Here is a 15,778-nt window from a genome sequence, read left to right as displayed (position 1 = left end):
ACGCGAACGGGTCCGTATGAATTGCAGCGTGTGGCGCGGAATGGGGTCAACGATTCCCGGAGTGGTCCGTAGGAGGGTGCGGGAATTGGTCTGGTCGCTCTTCACGGAGCGGTGTTTGACTGACGCGGCCCGATGACCGACACGTAAAGGACCGCCATGGATCTCACACCGTGTGCCGTGCGCGTCACCTCCACGGAGCTGCCGCCCCATGAACCGCTCGCCCTGTACACCGCCCTGCTCGGTGAGCTGGGGCAGCAGGAGGTCTTCCTCCTGGAGAGCCTGTCCGGCCCCGACCGGGACCGCCGTGCCTCGGTCGTCGGGTACGGCCGGCTCGCGGAGATACGGGTCTTCGCCCGTCATGCGGAGATCGAGGGCGTACCGGCGCTGCGGGAGCGGCTGGCCGCCGTGGCCGACGCCGCCGGGATGACCACCGACGCCTCCGGGGCGGACGGGGCGGACGGGGTGGGCGGGGCGGCCGAGGGCCGTCTGGTGCGCCGGTTCGCCGCTCCCGAGCAGATCTGGGAGCTGCTGCGAGGCGCCCAGGCGCTGTTCGCCGTCGAGGGCGATGTGCTGCCGGACGCCTACTCCTTCGGCTTCCTGACCACCGTGGCCTACGAGTCGGCCTGGCACATGGACGAGCTGCCGGACCGGGAGACCCCGTCGTCCGGCGCGGACATCACGTTCACCCTGTTCCGGGACACCGTCCGCTACGAGCGGGGAGCCACGGCCCCGCTGTCCCTCACGGCCCGTTCGCAGGCGTTCCCCTCACCGGACGCCGCCTCGGTCCTGGCCCGCGCCGAGAAGGCGGCCCGCGCCGCCGCCCCACCGCCGTGCCCGGACGCTCCGGCCCCCCGCTCCGTGCGCGACAGCGTCAGCCGGGACACCTTCCTGGGCTGGGCCCGCCGCTGCCTGGAGCACATCCGGGTCGGGGACATCTACCAGATCCAGATCGGGCACCGGGTCGACGTCGACACGGAACTGACCCCCGTCGAGGTGTACCGGCGCCTGAGGTCCCGCAACCCGTCCCCGTACATGTACCTGGCACCGAGGGCCGACGGGACGCTCATCGGCGCGAGCCCCGAGCTGTTCTTCCGCACCGAGGGCGACGAGGTCGTGATGCGGCCGATCGCCGGCACCACCCGGCGGGCGGCGACCGACGAGGAGAACGAGCGGCGTGTCAAGGAGATGCTCACCAGTACGAAGGAGCAGGCCGAGCACGTGATGCTGGTGGACCTGTGCCGCAACGACATCGGGCGGGTCTGCCGGCCGCGCACGCTCGCCGTCGGCGAACTGATGGCGGTGGAGGCGTACTCCCACGTCTTCCACATGGTGTCCACCGTCAGCGGCCGCCCGGAGCCGGGCTCCGACGTCTGGAGCCTGCTCCGCGCGACCTTCCCGGCCGGCACGATGACCGGCGCCCCCAAGCTGCGCGCGATGGAGATCATCGACGGTCTGGAGGAGGAGCCGAGGGGGGCGTACGCGGGCGCGGTCGGACTGGTCGACGTGGGGGGCTGGAGCGAACTCGCCCTGTGCATCCGCACCATCGTGCACGACGGGCGTACGTACTCCACGCAGAGCTCCGCAGGCATGGTCGCCGAGTCGGCGCCGGAGGCGGAGTGGAACGAGACCCTGGCGAAGATGGGCGCCGCCTACTGGGCGCTGACCGGTGAGGAGCTGGTGTGACGAACGTACTGCTGGTGGACGCCTACGACAGCTTCGTCCACATCATCGACCAGTATCTGCGCGCCCTCGGCGCGACCACGGAGGTCGTGCGCTCCGGAGCGCACACGCCACAGGAGCTGGCCGCCCGCCGACCGGACGCCGTCGTCCTCGGCCCGGGGCCCGGCCACCCCTCGGTGAGCGGACACGTCGAGCTGGTGCGCGAGTTCGCCGGGAAGGCCCCGCTGCTGGGCGTCTGCCTGGGCCACCAGGCCATCGGCCTCGCCTTCGGCGGCCGCGTGGAGCTCGCGGACCATCTGATGCACGGCCGCACGAGCACCATCCGCCACGACGGCGAGGGCGTCTTCGAGGAGCTGGGCAGGAGCACGGTGGCCACCCGGTACCACTCGCTGGTGGTCGCCCGGCCGCTGCCGGACGTGCTGGTGGAGACGGCCACGGCCGTCGACGACGGCTATGTGATGGGCGTACGCCACCGGGAACTGCCCATCGAGGGCGTGCAGTTCCACCCCGAGAGCATCATGACGGAGGGCGGTATGCGACTGTTCGAGAACTTCCTGTCGACCTCGACTCCGACTCCGGCCCCGACCTCGGCCCCGACCCCGACTCCGACCTCGGCCCCGACTCCGGTGCCGACCCCGGTCGCGTAGCGCCACCGGGACCCGCTACGCCGCCAGCCCCGGTCTGCGCGCGTACGCCGCTCCCAGCGCCCCGACCGCTTCGGCCAGGGCGGTGTGCGGTACGCCGGTGTAGCCGACGACCAGGGCGGGTGCGGCGAGCCGGGGCCGGGCGTGATGCCGGGCCCCGCCCCGTACGAGTACGGAGAAGTCCAGTGCCCGGGCGACCAGTTCGGCCTCGTCGACACGGCGCGGCAGCGTGATGTACGCGTGCAGACCCGCCGCCGAGCCGATCACCCGGGCGCCCGGCAGATGCCGGTTCACCGCCCGCTCCAGGGACGTGCGCCTGGCCCGGTAACGCGCCCGCTGACGGCGCAGATGGTGGTCGAAGCGGCCCGAGCGCATCAGCTCGGCCAGGGCGAGCTGGGTGAAGACGTCCGACCCCAGGTCGTGCAGGGAGCGGGCCCGCTCCAGCAGCGGGATCAGCCGGGACGGGGCCGCGAGCCAGCCCGAACGCAGCCCCGGCGCGAGCGACTTGCTGGCCGTGCCCCCGTACACCACCCGCTCCGGGGCGAGCCGCTGCAACGCGGGCGGGCGGGCCCCGTGCTCCAGCCAGAGATCCCCGTCGTAGTCGTCCTCGATCACCCACGCGTCGTTCGCCCGGGCCCAGCGCACCAGGGCCTCCCGGCGCGCCGCGGACAGCGTGATGCCGGTCGGGAACTGGTGGGTGGGAGTGACCATGACTGCCCGCGCCCCGGTCCTGCTCAGCGCCTGGACATCGATGCCCTCCTCGTCCAGCGGTACGGGTACGGGGCGCAGCCCCGCCTCCGCGATGAACTGCCGCTGCTGGTGGTGACAGGGGTCCTCCATCGCGATGGCGCCGATGTCCAACTCCGCGAGGACCGTGCACAGCAGCCCGAGCGCCTGCCCGAAACCGGAGACCGCCATGACCTGGCCCGGCGTGGTGCGGACGCCCCGGGCGCGGCCCAGATACCGGGCCAGCTCCTCGCGCAGCGCGGGGGCGCCGGCCAGCGGCGGGTAGTCGAGGTCGGCGGGGTCCGCCGCCCGGACGGCCCGCTGGTAGGCGGCCAGCCACTCCCGGTGCGGGAACCCGCTGACGGGCGAGGTGCCCGCGCGCAGGTCCCACCGGGCCCGGGGAACGGTCCCGTCGTCCAGGAGGGTCGCGACGGCGGGCGGGGCGACATGGGCCGCGACCCGGGTTCCGGAGCCGCGTACGGACTCCAGGTACCCCTCGGCGATGAGCCGCCCGTACGCCTCGACGACGACGCTGCGCGAGACCCCGACGTCCTCGGCGAGCTGCCTGCTGGACGGCAGCCGGGCGCCGGGGTGGAGCTCGCCGTCGGAGATCCGGGCGCGCAGTGTCGACTCGATCTGCGCCGTGAGGGGTTCCTTGCATTCCCGTGAAATATCGATGAGCGCATGCCAGGGCATTATCTCCTCCTCCCGTTCACCGAAATCCGGAGAAGCGGACTCCGGAGAAGTGGCCTGCGGAGAAGCGGACTCCGGGGAAGTGGACTGCGTATCCGGGAGCCGATTGGTCTGGTGGCCGATTCCGTACGCGGCACAGAATTGCCGGGTACCGAGAGAACGGGTGCCGAGAGAAAAGGGAGAGGGCGCGTGATGAACGCGGAACCGGAAGCGGGCAGGGAACATTCCTGGCCCGGACTGCTCATGGCACTCCTCGCGGGGGAGGACCTCCCGGCGGACCGGACGGCCTGGGCGATGGACCAGGTGATGCTCGGCCTCGCCACTCCGGCGCAGCTCGGGGGCTTCCTGGTCGCCCTGCGCGCCAAGGGCGAGACGGCCCAGGAGGTCGAGGGACTTGTCCGGGCGATGTACGACCACGCCGTCCCGCTGGACGTCCCCGGGCCGGTACTGGACATCGTGGGCACCGGAGGGGACCACTCCAACAGCGTCAACATCTCCACCATGGGCGCCGTCGTGGCGGCGGGCGCCGGAGCCCGGGTCGTCAAGCACGGCAACCGGTCGGCGTCGTCGCGGTCCGGTTCGGCCGACGTCCTGGAGCAGTTGGGCGTCGCCTTCGACCTGACACCGGGGGAGACCGCCTCGCTCGCCGAGGAGACCGGTATCACCTTCTGCTTCGCTCCGCTGTTCCACCCGGCGATGCGCCACGCGGGCCCGGCCCGCCGGGAGCTGGGCATCCCGACGGTCTTCAACACCCTCGGCCCGCTGACCAATCCGGCCCGCCCGGCCGCCCAGGCCGTCGGTGTCGCCGATGCCCGGTGGGCGCGGCCGGTGGCCGGAGTGCTGGCCGCCCGGGGCGTCGGCGCGCTGGTCTTCCGCGGGGACGACGGGCTGGACGAGCTGACGGTCACCACTACCTCCACGGTCTGGTCGGTGGTCGACGGGCACGTGTACGAGGAGGTCTTCGACCCACGCGACATCGGGATCCCGCGCGCACCGCTCGATGCGCTCCGGGGCGGGGACGCGGCCCACAACGCGCAGGTCGCCCACGATGTGCTGGCCGGGGCGCGCGGCCCCGTCCGTGATGTGGTCCTGCTCTCCGCGGCGGCCGGTCTGGCCGCGCTGGAGCCCTCCCGCCTGCCGATCGCGACGCGGCTCGCGGCCGGTGTGGAGCGGGCGGGCGAGGCGATCGACTCGGGTGCGGCGGCGGCGGTGCTCCAGCGCTGGGCCGCGCTCTCGACGAAGCTGTCCGCCGCCGGGACGTCCCGGTAGCCCCGGCACGGGCCGGGGCGGACACTTGCCGGGACGTCCCAGTAGCCTCCCGGCGGGCCGTAACGGACACCCGCCGGGACATCTCGGTAGCCCCCAGCGCGAGCCGGGACGGACACCCGCCGGGACGACCCGGTAGCCCCCGGCGGGCCGGGGCGGACACCCGCCCCGGCCCTCCCCCGTGTGCCGAAGCCGCTCCGGGAAGCGCCCGCGCGCCCCATGGCCATGACAGCCCCTCAGCGCACCGCGGAGCGCAGTGCGTGGAGCATCGGGGCAGGCCCGTCGGGGGCCGTGACCAGGCTCTCGCCGACCAGGACCGCGTCGGCGCCGTGCGCGGCGACGGCGGCCACGTCCGCCGGCCCCCGGATACCGGACTCCGCGACGCGCACGACCTCGGGCGGGATGAGCGGAGCCAGCCGCGCGAAGGTGTTCCGCTCCACCCGAAGCGTCTTCAGGTCCCGGGCGTTGACACCGATCATGGTGGCCCCGGCCGCCAGCGCCCGCTCGGTCTCGGCCTCGTCGTGCACCTCCACCAGGGCGGTGAGACCCAGCTCCCGGGCCTGGGCGAGCAGATCGCGCAGCTCGGCCCGGGACAGCGACGCCACGATCAGCAGGGCCAGGTCGGCACCGTACGCGCGCGCCTCCCACAGCTGGTACGGGGTCAGGATGAAGTCCTTGCGCAGGACCGGCAGCCGCACCGCCGCCCGTACCCCGACGAGGTCGTCGAGCGACCCGGAGAAGTACGTCTCCTCGGTCAGTACGCTGACGGCGGCGGCCCCCGCCCGCTCGTAGGCGAGCGCCAGCTCCGCCGGGTCGGGGATCTCCGCGAGCGAGCCCCGGGACGGACTGGCCCGCTTCACCTCGGCGATGACCTGGACCCCGCCGGGCCTCCGGCGCAGCGCGGCGGCCGCGTCGAGAGCGGGAGCGGCGTCCTGGGCCAGCGCGCGCAGCTCGCTCTCGGGCACCCGGCGCACCCGCTCCACCAGCGAGGCCCGCACCGCGTCGTTGATTTGGTCGAGCACCCGCCCCGTCATACCGGCATCGACGGCACGCCCGCCCCCGCCAGCTGGACGGCCCGCGCCACCGCGGCCCGCTTGGCCCGCCGCAGCGCCACGGCCCGGTCGGCGTGCAGGCCCACACCCCAGAACGGGCGGTTGAGCACCGCGAATTCGACGTACACCACATATCCGCGGGCCGGGCCGCCGACGGTCGCGGTGTGCAGGGCACGGATCTCGCCCTGCCCACCGGGACCGCCCGGCAGCAGCTCGGCGTACGCCTGCCAGGCGTCCTCGTCCTCCGGGCCCTCGGCCGGTGCCGCCGGAGCGGCGTCGTCCGGGGGCCCGGCCGCGCCCGGGTCCACGTACCGCTCCTGGAAGGCCTGCCACAGCTGGGCGGCGGTCACCTCGCCGCCCAGGTTCTCGCAGAGCAGCTGCATGGTCGCGGCGAAGTCGATCTGGAGCCGGCGCGGCAGGTCGAGACCGTAGGAGGTGCGCAGCAGATGGTTGATGCCGCCCTTGCCCGACTGGGTGTTGATCCGGATCAGGGCCTGGTAGTCCCGGCCGATGTCCCGCGGGTCGACCGGCAGGTAGGGGACGTCCCATACGTCGTCGTCGTGGTGACGGTTCCGCAGCCCCTTGGCGATCGCGTCCTGATGCGTACCGGCGAAGGAGGTGTAGACGAAGTCGCCGGCCCAGGGGTGGCGGGCGGGCACCGGCAGATGGTTGCAGTCCTCGACGACCCGCCGGACGGCGTCGAGCTCCCGGAGGTCCAGCATGGGGTCGATGCCCTGCGAGAAGAGGTTCATGGCGAGCGTGACCAGGCAGACGTTGCCGGTGCGCTCGCCGTTGCCGAAGAGCGTGCCCTCGACGCGCTGCGCACCGGCCAGCACGGCCAGTTCGGCCGCGGCCACGCCGCTGCCCCGGTCGTTGTGGGGGTGGACGGAGAGCAGCACGCGGTCCCGGTGGGCCAGGTTGCGGCTCATGTACTCGATGCGGTCGGCGAACTCCGCGGGCGGGAACACCTCGACCGTGGCCGGGAGGTTGATCCGCAGGGTGTGCGCGGCTCGGGGCGCCCAGTGCTCCAGGACGGTGTTGCAGATGTCCAGCGCGTACTCCGGTTCCGTCTGGGTGTAGGACTCGGGGGCGTACTGGAGGTAGAGCTCGGTGCCGGGCAGCGAGTCCTGGAGGCCGAGGGCCTGTCGGGCGCCGTCCAGGGCGAGTTCGAGGGTCTGCCGCCGGTCGGTGCGCAGCACCAGTCGGCGCTGCACCTCGGAGGTGGGGTTGAAGACCTGGAGGACGGCCCGGCGCGCTCCGCGCAGGCACTCCACGGTGCGCTCGATGAAGTGCTCGCGGATGGGGGCCATCACCTGGATCACGACGTCGTCGGGGATGGCGTCGTCCTCGATGAGGTGGCGGACGAAGTCGTAGTCGTCCCGGGAGGCCGTGGGGTAGCCGACCTCGATCTCCTTGAAGCCCATGCCGACGAGGAGGTCGAACATGCGCCGTTTGCGCCGGACGTCCATCGGCTCGATGAGCGCCTGGTTCCCGTCCCGCAGGTCGACGCTGGCCCAGAGGGGCGCGCCGGTGGCCCGCCGGTCCGGCCAGGTGCGGTCGGCGAGGCCGAGGGGTTCGTACGGGCGGTACTTGGCGACCGGCATCCCGCTGGGCCGCTGGGTGCCCCAGGACGGGGCTCTGCCGTCCTCGGGTCTTGATGTGTGCACGGTGTCTTCCATCGGAGGCCTCCATGGGAACGATGGAGGCGCCGGGCCGCCGCTGGGGGACGGCGGCCCGGCGCTCCCGGCGTGGGGTGGGCCCTGACGTCCTGGCGTCAGTGGCGCGGGCGCAGTTCGAGGGTGCAGCACTTGACGCTGCCGCCCCCCTTGAGGAGCTCGGACAGGTCCACACCGACCGGCCGGAAACCGGCGGCCCGGAGCTGGTCGGCGAGGCCGGTGGCGGCCTCCGGAAGGACCACGTGCAGACCGTCGCTGACGGCGTTCAGCCCGAACACGGCGGCGTCGGCGGGATCGGCGAGCACGGCGTCGGGGAAGAGCCGCCGCAGCACGGCCAGGCTCCCGGGCGTGAACGCCTGCGGGTTGTACATGACCTCGTCGGTGTCCAGCACGGCGAGGGCCGTGTCCAGGTGGTAGTAGCGCGGGTCCGTCAGCTCCAGGCCGATGACGGGCCGGCCGAAGAACTCCTGTGCCTCGGCGTGCCCCGCGGGGGTGCTGCGGAAGCCGCGCCCGGCCAGGACCCAGGAGCCGGTGACGAGGAAGTCGCCCTCGCCCTCGTTGACGTACTGCGGATCGTGCCGCTCGGTGAAGCCCGCCGTGCGGAACCAGTCCAGATAGGCGGGGCCCTCCGCCGCGCGTTCGGCGTTACGGAAGCGGGCACCGAGCACCTTCCCGTCCACGACCGTGGCGCCGTTGGCCGCGTAGACCATGTCCGGCAGGCCCGGGAGGGGATCGATCAGCTCCACCTGGTGGCCGAGCTCCAGATACAGGGCGCGCAGCCGCTCCCACTGCGCGATCGCCAGGTCCGTGTCGACGGGCTTGGAGGGGTCCATCCACGGGTTGATGGCGTAGGTGACGTCGAAGTGGGTGGGGCGGCACATCAGATAGCGGCGGGGCCGCTGCCGGCGCTCGCTTCGCGCACCGTCGGCCGGGGAAGCCGCAACAGCGTTCATGACACTCCAGTCGTGAGGGGGCGAGGGCAGGGCCGGACCCAGGAGAAGGACAGGGCCGGGCCCGGAAGGGACAGAGCCGGACTCCGGAAGGACAGGGCCGGGCCCGGAAGGGACAGAGCCGGACTCCGGAAGGACAGGGCCGGGCCCGGAAGGGACAGAGCCGGGCTCCGGAACGAAAGGACCGAGCCCAGAAGGGACAGGACCGGGCTCCGCAAGGACAGAGCCGGGCTCCGGGGCGGCCCCGGGCGGCGTCAGCCGGTCGGCCAGGTGCCGAAGCGGCGCAGCCCGTAGAGCAGCGGCGGTTCGGCCACCGCCTGCTCGCAGATCTGGTAGACCTCGCCGAAGACCATGCGGTGTCCGCCGACCTGCACGTTCTGGGTGACGCGGCAGTCGGCGACGGACCGCGCCGCGTCCGTGAGGTGGCTGCCCGCGGCGTCGGCGGGGGTGGTCCAGTTGACGAGGTCGAAGCGGTCCGGCGCGCCGGAGGCGAACAGCTCCGCCGTGCCCTGCGCACCGGCGTGCAGCAGGTTCACGCTGAACCGGCCGGTGTGCAGGGCGGCGGCGAGGGTGGGGCTCTCCGCCCGCATCCCGACGAGCAGGGTCGGCGGTTCGACGGCGACACTGCACAGCGCCGAACAGGTCATTCCCCAGGGCCGGTTGTCGGAGCCGAAGGCGGTGACGATCGCGACCCCGCTGGGGAAACCGGACATCAGCGAACGGAAGAGGGCCGGGGTGGCGGCCTGGACGGAGGGACTGGCGACTTCCACGACGATCAGCGCTCCACGGGTTGAGGGGTCGGATCGGCACGGGTGGGGGAGTGCGGGGGAGCGGCGCCGGGCCATCGGTCGATCGCCCAGAGCAGGGGACCGCTGAGGCCCGTGGTGACCAGCGCCATGATCACGAGGGCGAGGTAGAGGCCGGGGGTGAGGATGCCGGCGCTGTATCCGGTCTGCAGGACGACGATCTCGGTGAGGCCGCGGGTGTTCATCAGGGCGGCCAGCCGCAGGGAGCCGATGTGGTCCTGGGCCCCGGCCCGGGCTCCGAGGTAGGTGCCGACGAGCTTGGACGCGATGGCCAGGACGATGCCCAGGACCATCACCTGCCAGGAGAACTCCGTGTCGGGACCGGTGACCAGGGTCGTGCCCGTCACCGTGAACAGGAGGGGGAGCACCTGGCGGCCGATCGACCCGAGCTTCTTCGCGGCCCGGGTGAACGGCCCCTCGTCGCCGTCGGCGGGCAGGGCGAGCCCGACGAGCACCGCGCCGAACACCTCGGTGAGGCCGAGGCGGCCGGTGGCCGTGGCCGCGGCCCCGGCGGCCAGCGCCACCAGCAGCAGGGTCGGCAGTGGGCGTTTGCCGGCCCAGGTGCGGACGGTGGTGCCGGCGGCCACCCGGCGCAGGAGGATGACGGCGATACCGCCGGCCGCGAGGACCCCGGCGGCCCCGGCGTAACCGTTGTCGCCGGTGGCGAGGCCGATGGCCACCGTCAGCATGATCCAGGTGACGGCGTCGATGGTGACGGCACCGGCCATGGCGAGCCGTCCGGTCTCCGTACGGTCCATCCCCCGGTCCTCCAGGATGCCGGCGAGCACCGGGACCGCGGTCACGGCGAGCGAGATGGCCAGCATCAGGACGAGCGCCGGTACGGGGGCGTCGCCGCGCAGCCCCGCGCCCCCGTAGTTCAGGACCCAGACGGCCAGCAGGCCGCCCGCCGCCAGCGGCAGCAGGGCCGAACCGGCGGCCAGCCAGGCGACCGCCCGGCCGGAGATCCGGGAGGCGCCGCCCCGGATCTCATGGGCGGCTCCGACGAGGAAGAGCGCCAGACCGAAGTGGCCGAGGTCCTTGAGCAGGCCCAGTCCTTCCGAGCCGGGCCTGCCCCAGCCGGCCTGGCTGACCAGGACGACTCCGAGCAGCAGGCTGAACGCGATCTCTCCGACCACGGCCGGCTGCCCGAGCCCGCGCGCCACCCAGCGGCCCAGCAGAGCGGTCGGCACGACCGCCGCGAGTACCAGGACCGGCACGATGACGGCGTAGATGTCCACGAGTCTCCTTCTGTGGGGACGAGTGCGGGGACGAGGGGGTGTGGTGCCCCGGTCAGCGCATCTGGGAGAGGTACTCGTACTGGCTGGGCAGCCGCTCCACGATGTTGTCCGCCTGGTCCTTGAGCAGCTGGAACTCCTTGGCCGCCCGGGTGTCGTCCATCAGCGACAGCACGGGGGCGGACCGGAGGTCGATACCGCCGAGCCCGAGCAGCATCGAGTGGTACGAGTAGGGCTCGAAGCCGTGGTACTGCGGGTAGATCGTCTCGGTGGTCGGCAGCTTGGACTTCCAGGCCTCCAGCCGCTCGGCGAGCCCGTCGGGGATCGGACGGGTCTTGGCGTCGCGCCAGTACGCGTTGTCGGCGCGGCCGGAGCCGAAGTAGTGCAGGACGAGGAATTCCCGTACGCCGTCCATCGCGTGGGCGAGAGCGGTGTTGTACGACTTCCGGAGCTTCGGGTCCCAGTCCGCGTTCGGGAAGTGCTTGACGAGCTGCTCGATGCCCTGCTGGATGAAGAAGATTCCGGTGGATTCCAGCGGCTCGACGAATCCGGCGGAAAGGCCGATGGCCACGCAGTTGTTGACCCAGGCGTTACGGCTGCGGCCCACGCGCATACGAATGTGATTGGCTTCGAGGCCTTCGGACTCGGGTCCGATGAATTCCCGCAGCGTGCGCTCGGCCTCCTCGGGCGACAGATAGTCGCTCGCGTAGACGTATCCGGTGCCGATCCGGTCGAAGAGCGGAATGGTCCAGATCCAGCCGGCGTCCTGGGCGGTGGCGGTGGTGCACGGCCGCAGCCCGCGCTTCTCCACGTCGACGGGCGCCCGGAGCGCGACGGCGCTGTCGTTGGGGAGGGTGTCCTGGTAGGAGATGAACGGCTCCTCCAGCGCCTGGTTCAGCAGCATGCCCCGGAAGCCCGTGCAGTCGATGAACAGCTCACCGGAGACATCGCCGTGCTCGCGGGTCCTGAGGTGGCTGATCCAGCCGCGGTCGTCGAGGGCGACATCCAGCACGTCGTCCTGGATGTGCTTCACCCCGCGGTCCGTCGCGTACTCCGAGAGGTACTCGGCCAGCAGCGTGGCGTCGAACTGGTAGGCGTACGGGAACTGGGTGGCCTGCTCGCTGAGGGTGGTGCGCTCCAGCTGCAGGGTCGGCCGCTCGACGAAGTCCTGCTCGAAGAGCGTGCCGTCCAGGTAGCGCGGGGACTTCTCGGCGTCGCAGATCGCCGACATCAGGAACACGTCCCGGTCGAAGTTCTCGCTGCGCGGCGAGTCGAGCCACCAGTCGGTGAGCGGGAAGCCGTCGACCACCCGGAGCCGCTCGAAGGGGTGGTAGAAGTAGTGCCCCTTCTTGCGCCAGTTCTCGAACCTGATGCCGAGTTTGTACGTGGCATTGGTCCGCGGCATCCACTCGTGCTCGGGCAGACCGAGGTAGTCGAAGAAATGCCGGACCGTGCTGAAGGTGGCCTCTCCGACACCGATCGTCTTGATCCGCTTCGATTCGACGACGGTGACGGAAATGCTGTCACCGAGGGCGGCTCGCAAGTACGCGGCGGTCATCCATCCCGATGTACCGCCTCCGACAATGACGACGCTCGCGGGCATGAGAATCCTCCACTGGATTTCTTTCGGGGAATCATTGCGGCAGGGTTCAGCTTTCACCGGCCGCAGGTTTTGGGACAGGCGTTTAAGCAGTGTTGAAAACACGCACTACAGGGCGATCGGAACGATCTTGGGATTGGCCAGGGAGCGGTAGTCGTCCGATGCCAGGGCGACCGAGAGGTCGAGGCGGGCCGCGTTGAAATACAGGGTGGGCTCGCCGAACAGGGCGGGGTCGGCCAGGACGGTCAGCTCGTCGCTGAAGGTGAAGGGGATGATCGTGCCGCTCACGGAACCGGCCAGCGTCTCCGCCACCTCCAGGCGGGCCAGCCGCGCCCGGCGGCCCCCGCACTCCTCGGCGACCCGGCTCAGGTCGACCCGCTGATGACCGGCGACGACGGCCAGGATGTGGCGTTCGGCGGGCTCACCGCCGGTCACGGTCACGATCATGCACTTGGCGGCGGCGGAGAGCGGGTGCCCGCGCAGTTCGCTGGCTCGCGCGGTCTGCCCCTCGGGCGCGTGGGCGAGCAGGTCGTACCGGGCGCCGCCCGTCCTCAGGAGCCGCAGCAGCAGGCCGGTGGTGTCGGTGCCGGCCTGCCCGCCCGGAGCGCCGACCGCGGGTGCGCTCACGCCCCGCCCGCCCGCCCGGACGGCGGGACCGGCCGCATCCACCCGTGGGGATCGGGCAGTTCACCGCGCTGGAGGCTCGTGAGCGCCTCCGACAGCCGCAGCGTGACCTCCCCCGTCCTGCCGTCGCCGATCGTCCACGAACCGGTGCTGGTGGCCACCTCGTTGACCGGGCTGACCCGGGCCGCCGTACCGCAGGCGAACACCTCGGTGATCTCCCCCGAGGCGCAGCCCTCCCGCCAGTCGGCCACACTCACCGGAGCCTCCTCGGCGGGGATGCCGAGCTCCGGGGCGAGCCGCAGCAGGGCGTCCCGGGTGACACCGGCCAGCAGACTGCCCGTCAGCGGCGGGGTGACGAGCCGGGCGTCCGCCCCCGACCCGCGGACGAAGAAGAGGTTCATGCCCCCCATCTCCTCCACCCACTTCCGCTCCACCGGGTCGAGCCAGACGACCTGGTCGCACCCCCTCTCCCGGGCCTCCTCCTGGGCGAGCAGACTGCCCGCGTAGTTGCCGGCGCACTTGGCGGCTCCGGTGCCGCCGGCCGCGGCCCGGGTGTACTCGTCGGTGATCCACACCCGTACCGGGCGCTGATCCGGGCCGAAGTACCCCTCGGTGACGAACGCCAGCAGGACGAAGCGGTACGCGCGGGCCGGGCGCAGCGCCAGGGTGCGTTCGCTCGCGAAGAGCAGGGGGCGCAGATACAGGCTCATGCCGGGGTCGTCCGGGATCCACGCCTGGTCATGACCGACCAGGGAGTCCACGGCGGCGAGGAACAGCTCCTCCGGCATCTCCGGCATCATCAGCCGACGGGCGGAGGACCGGAACCGCCGGGCGTGGGCCTCCGCACGGAAGACCGAGACCTCCCCGGCGGGCGAGCGGAACGCCTTCAGCCCCTCGAAGACCGACTGCCCGTAGTGCAGCCCCACCGTGGCGGGGTCCAGCAGCAACGGTGCGTACGGCAGCAGTTCGGCATCGTGCCAGCCGCGGTCCTCGCTCCAGACGGCGGAGACCATGTGCTCGGTCATGGCCGTGCCGAACGCCGGCGAGGCCGTGCGGCGGCCGCGCTCCTCGGCGGAGAGCGGACTCTCGACGGGTTTCTCGATGATCACGGGTCCCGGGCCGGTGCCCGGCAGGGATCTGGTGTCCACGGCTTCCTCCTGAAGCGGGTGGGGGCGGGGGATCAGACCAGCGGGGCGAAGAAGAAGGTGTCCCGGCGGCTGAAGCGCTGCTCGTCGTCGAGCGTGAAGAAGTCGGCGAACTGGAGGGAGACCTCGCGGCCGTCCTTGAGCACGCCGTCGAAGGTGCCGTTGACCGCTACGCGCCCGGGATCGGCGACCAGCGTCGTCACCGTGTGGCGGCCGCTCGCGATGACCCGCTCACCGGTGTAGAAGGCCCTCAGACCCTCGTGGCCCCGCATCGGCGGGTAGCCGGGACGCCGGTAGACGGCGTCCTCGGTGAACAGCGCGATGAGACCGGGTACGTCGTCGGCGTCGACGAGCCGGTAGTACGCGCGCACCCTCTCGGCGGCGGCCTCGGTCACCCGCACCTCGGGGGAGACAGTGGGGCTCATGCCTCGTCACCTCCCCGGCCCGCCATGGCGACGAGCGTCTGCCGGGGCCCGGTGTAGGGGCTGCGGCCGTGCGAGACCAGGATGTTCTTGACGACCAGCAGGTCGCCGCGCTTCCAGGGGAAGGCGTACAGGCACTCCTCGAAGGCGTCGTTGACCAGCTTCATCTCCTCGTCGGGGATCGGTGTGCCGTCCCCGTAGTAGGCGTTGCGCGGCATGTCCTCCTCGTCGAACATCTCCGCCAGCGCCGCCCGGGTGGCCGGCGGCAGGCTGGAGACATGGAACAGGTGGGCCTGGTTGAACCAGGACTCGCGGCCGCCGACCGGGTCGGTGATCAGGGCCGGGCGGTGGTGCCGGGTGCGCAGCCCGTCGTCGTCGGTCCAGGTGTACGCGATGCCGTTGGCGTCGCAGTACCGCTCGACCTCGGCGCGGTCCTCGGTCTGGTACGACTCCTGCCAGGTGAGGCCCATGCCCTCGCGGTAGGAGCGCGTGTACAGGACGCCCTTGTCCCGGAAGCGGCTCACCAGGTCGGCGGGGAGGCGGTCGAGGACGGAGCGGCTGTCCGCGAGCGGTGTCTCGCCGCCCGTCAGGGCCGCGACCGCGCTCGCGAAGAAGAGCCAGCGCGGGTAGTTGCGCGAGTAGGCGCTCTCGTTGTGCTGGACGATGGTCTGGTTGGCCGGGTACTCGGTCGAGGTGTAGACGTTGCCGTCGACCTGCTTGCGCGGGGTGGAGCGCTCGGTGTAGTCGAGGAGCTCGCCGCCGATCCTTCCGGCTACCTCGTTGAGCAGGGCCGCGTTGTCGACCACACCCCGCACGAGCAGGGCGCCGTGGTGGTCCAGGGCCTGCAGGAGCGCGGGCCGGTGCTCGGTGGCCCACCGGACGATGTCCGTGCCGGCCGCGCCGTCCTCCGCCTCGTACACCACCACCTTGGTGCGGTCGGTGCCGTCGACCCGGCCGGTGAACCCGCCGAGCGGGGCGATCCGTTCGGGAAGCAACTCGGTCATGTGCGTATGCCTTTCTCGCAGTCGCGTGAGGTGAGGGGGCGCCGGTCAGGCGCCCATGGCCTCGATCAGGCTCTTGGGGCGCATGTCGGTCCAGTGGCCCTCGACGTACTCCAGGCAGGACTGACGCGGCTCGGGGCCGAAGGCGATGTCCCAGCCGCCCGGTACGTCGGCGAAGGTGGGCCACAGGGAGTGCTGGCCCTCCTTGTTGACCAGGACCAGGTAGGACGCCTCGTCGTTCTCGAACGGGTTGGACAT

General features: G+C 72.1%; 15 protein-coding genes. 3 read left to right on the top strand and 12 right to left on the bottom strand.

Annotation, left to right across the window (positions count from 1 at the left end; all coding sequences use genetic code 11):
* Positions 1-156 precede the first annotated feature (156 nt).
* Both ACFW9Z_RS00535 and ACFW9Z_RS00530 read left to right on the top strand, forming a co-directional pair.
* Positions 157-1,683: an anthranilate synthase component I family protein gene (locus ACFW9Z_RS00535; protein ID WP_384632087.1), complete on the top strand. Its 1,527-nt coding sequence runs from the start codon at positions 157-159 to the stop codon at positions 1,681-1,683.
* Positions 1,680-2,327: an anthranilate synthase component II gene (locus ACFW9Z_RS00530; RefSeq protein WP_384632084.1), complete on the top strand. Its 648-nt coding sequence runs from the start codon at positions 1,680-1,682 to the stop codon at positions 2,325-2,327. The genes ACFW9Z_RS00535 and ACFW9Z_RS00530 overlap by 4 nt, the downstream gene beginning before the upstream one ends.
* A 15-nt stretch (positions 2,328-2,342) precedes the next feature.
* Here the strand turns inward: ACFW9Z_RS00530 and ACFW9Z_RS00525 are convergent, their stop codons facing one another.
* A complete protein-coding gene (locus ACFW9Z_RS00525; RefSeq protein WP_384632081.1) occupies positions 2,343-3,746 on the bottom strand; it encodes a PLP-dependent aminotransferase family protein in 1,404 nt (467 codons plus the stop codon).
* A 189-nt stretch (positions 3,747-3,935) separates the two neighbouring features.
* On the opposite strand from ACFW9Z_RS00525, the gene trpD reads away from it, so the two are divergent.
* Positions 3,936-5,012, top strand: coding sequence for an anthranilate phosphoribosyltransferase (trpD, locus tag ACFW9Z_RS00520; protein ID WP_384632078.1), 1,077 nt, complete (start codon positions 3,936-3,938; stop codon positions 5,010-5,012).
* Positions 5,013-5,245: 233 nt separating this feature from the next.
* Here the strand turns inward: trpD and trpC are convergent, their stop codons facing one another.
* The 11 genes from trpC to ACFW9Z_RS00465 form a co-directional block, all read right to left on the bottom strand.
* A complete protein-coding gene (gene trpC / locus ACFW9Z_RS00515; protein WP_384632075.1) occupies positions 5,246-6,043 on the bottom strand; it encodes an indole-3-glycerol phosphate synthase TrpC in 798 nt (265 codons plus the stop codon).
* The gene (locus ACFW9Z_RS00510) at positions 6,040-7,740 is read right to left on the bottom strand and encodes a 2-isopropylmalate synthase (protein WP_384632072.1); all 1,701 of its coding nucleotides are present in this window, start codon (positions 7,738-7,740) and stop codon (positions 6,040-6,042) included. The genes trpC and ACFW9Z_RS00510 overlap by 4 nt, the downstream gene beginning before the upstream one ends.
* Before the next feature lie 95 nt (positions 7,741-7,835).
* Entirely contained in the window at positions 7,836-8,690 is an 855-nt protein-coding gene (gene ddaH, locus ACFW9Z_RS00505) for a dimethylargininase (RefSeq protein ID WP_384632069.1), read from the bottom strand.
* A 251-nt stretch (positions 8,691-8,941) separates the two neighbouring features.
* Positions 8,942-9,457 (bottom strand): flavin reductase family protein, encoded by a 516-nt coding sequence (locus tag ACFW9Z_RS00500; RefSeq protein ID WP_384632066.1) that lies wholly within the window; start codon positions 9,455-9,457, stop codon positions 8,942-8,944.
* Between the two features lie 5 nt (positions 9,458-9,462).
* Positions 9,463-10,731 (bottom strand): cation:proton antiporter, encoded by a 1,269-nt coding sequence (locus ACFW9Z_RS00495; RefSeq protein WP_384632063.1) that lies wholly within the window; start codon positions 10,729-10,731, stop codon positions 9,463-9,465.
* A 52-nt stretch (positions 10,732-10,783) separates the two neighbouring features.
* Positions 10,784-12,331, bottom strand: a complete 1,548-nt coding sequence (locus tag ACFW9Z_RS00490) for a tryptophan halogenase family protein (RefSeq protein WP_384632060.1) — start codon at positions 12,329-12,331, stop codon at positions 10,784-10,786.
* A 105-nt stretch (positions 12,332-12,436) separates the two neighbouring features.
* Positions 12,437-12,955 (bottom strand): YbaK/EbsC family protein, encoded by a 519-nt coding sequence (locus ACFW9Z_RS00485; RefSeq protein ID WP_384632057.1) that lies wholly within the window; start codon positions 12,953-12,955, stop codon positions 12,437-12,439.
* Positions 12,952-14,100, bottom strand: a complete 1,149-nt coding sequence (locus tag ACFW9Z_RS00480) for a branched-chain amino acid aminotransferase (protein WP_384632054.1) — start codon at positions 14,098-14,100, stop codon at positions 12,952-12,954. The genes ACFW9Z_RS00485 and ACFW9Z_RS00480 overlap by 4 nt, the downstream gene beginning before the upstream one ends.
* Before the next feature lie 32 nt (positions 14,101-14,132).
* On the bottom strand, positions 14,133-14,522 hold the full coding sequence (locus tag ACFW9Z_RS00475; RefSeq protein ID WP_384632051.1) for a nuclear transport factor 2 family protein: 390 nt from the start codon (positions 14,520-14,522) through the stop codon (positions 14,133-14,135).
* Positions 14,519-15,523 (bottom strand): TauD/TfdA family dioxygenase, encoded by a 1,005-nt coding sequence (locus ACFW9Z_RS00470; RefSeq protein WP_384632049.1) that lies wholly within the window; start codon positions 15,521-15,523, stop codon positions 14,519-14,521. Before ACFW9Z_RS00470 ends, ACFW9Z_RS00475 begins: the two co-directional genes overlap by 4 nt.
* A gap of 45 nt (positions 15,524-15,568) precedes the next feature.
* Entirely contained in the window at positions 15,569-15,778 is a 210-nt protein-coding gene (locus ACFW9Z_RS00465) for an MbtH family protein (protein ID WP_384632046.1), read from the bottom strand.

Source organism: Streptomyces sp. NPDC059452 (assembly GCF_042750035.1).
In the GTDB taxonomy this organism is placed as follows: domain Bacteria; phylum Actinomycetota; class Actinomycetes; order Streptomycetales; family Streptomycetaceae; genus Streptomyces.
The sequence above is the reverse complement of the archived record's forward strand: the minus strand, read 5'-3'. Positions and strand labels throughout refer to the sequence as shown.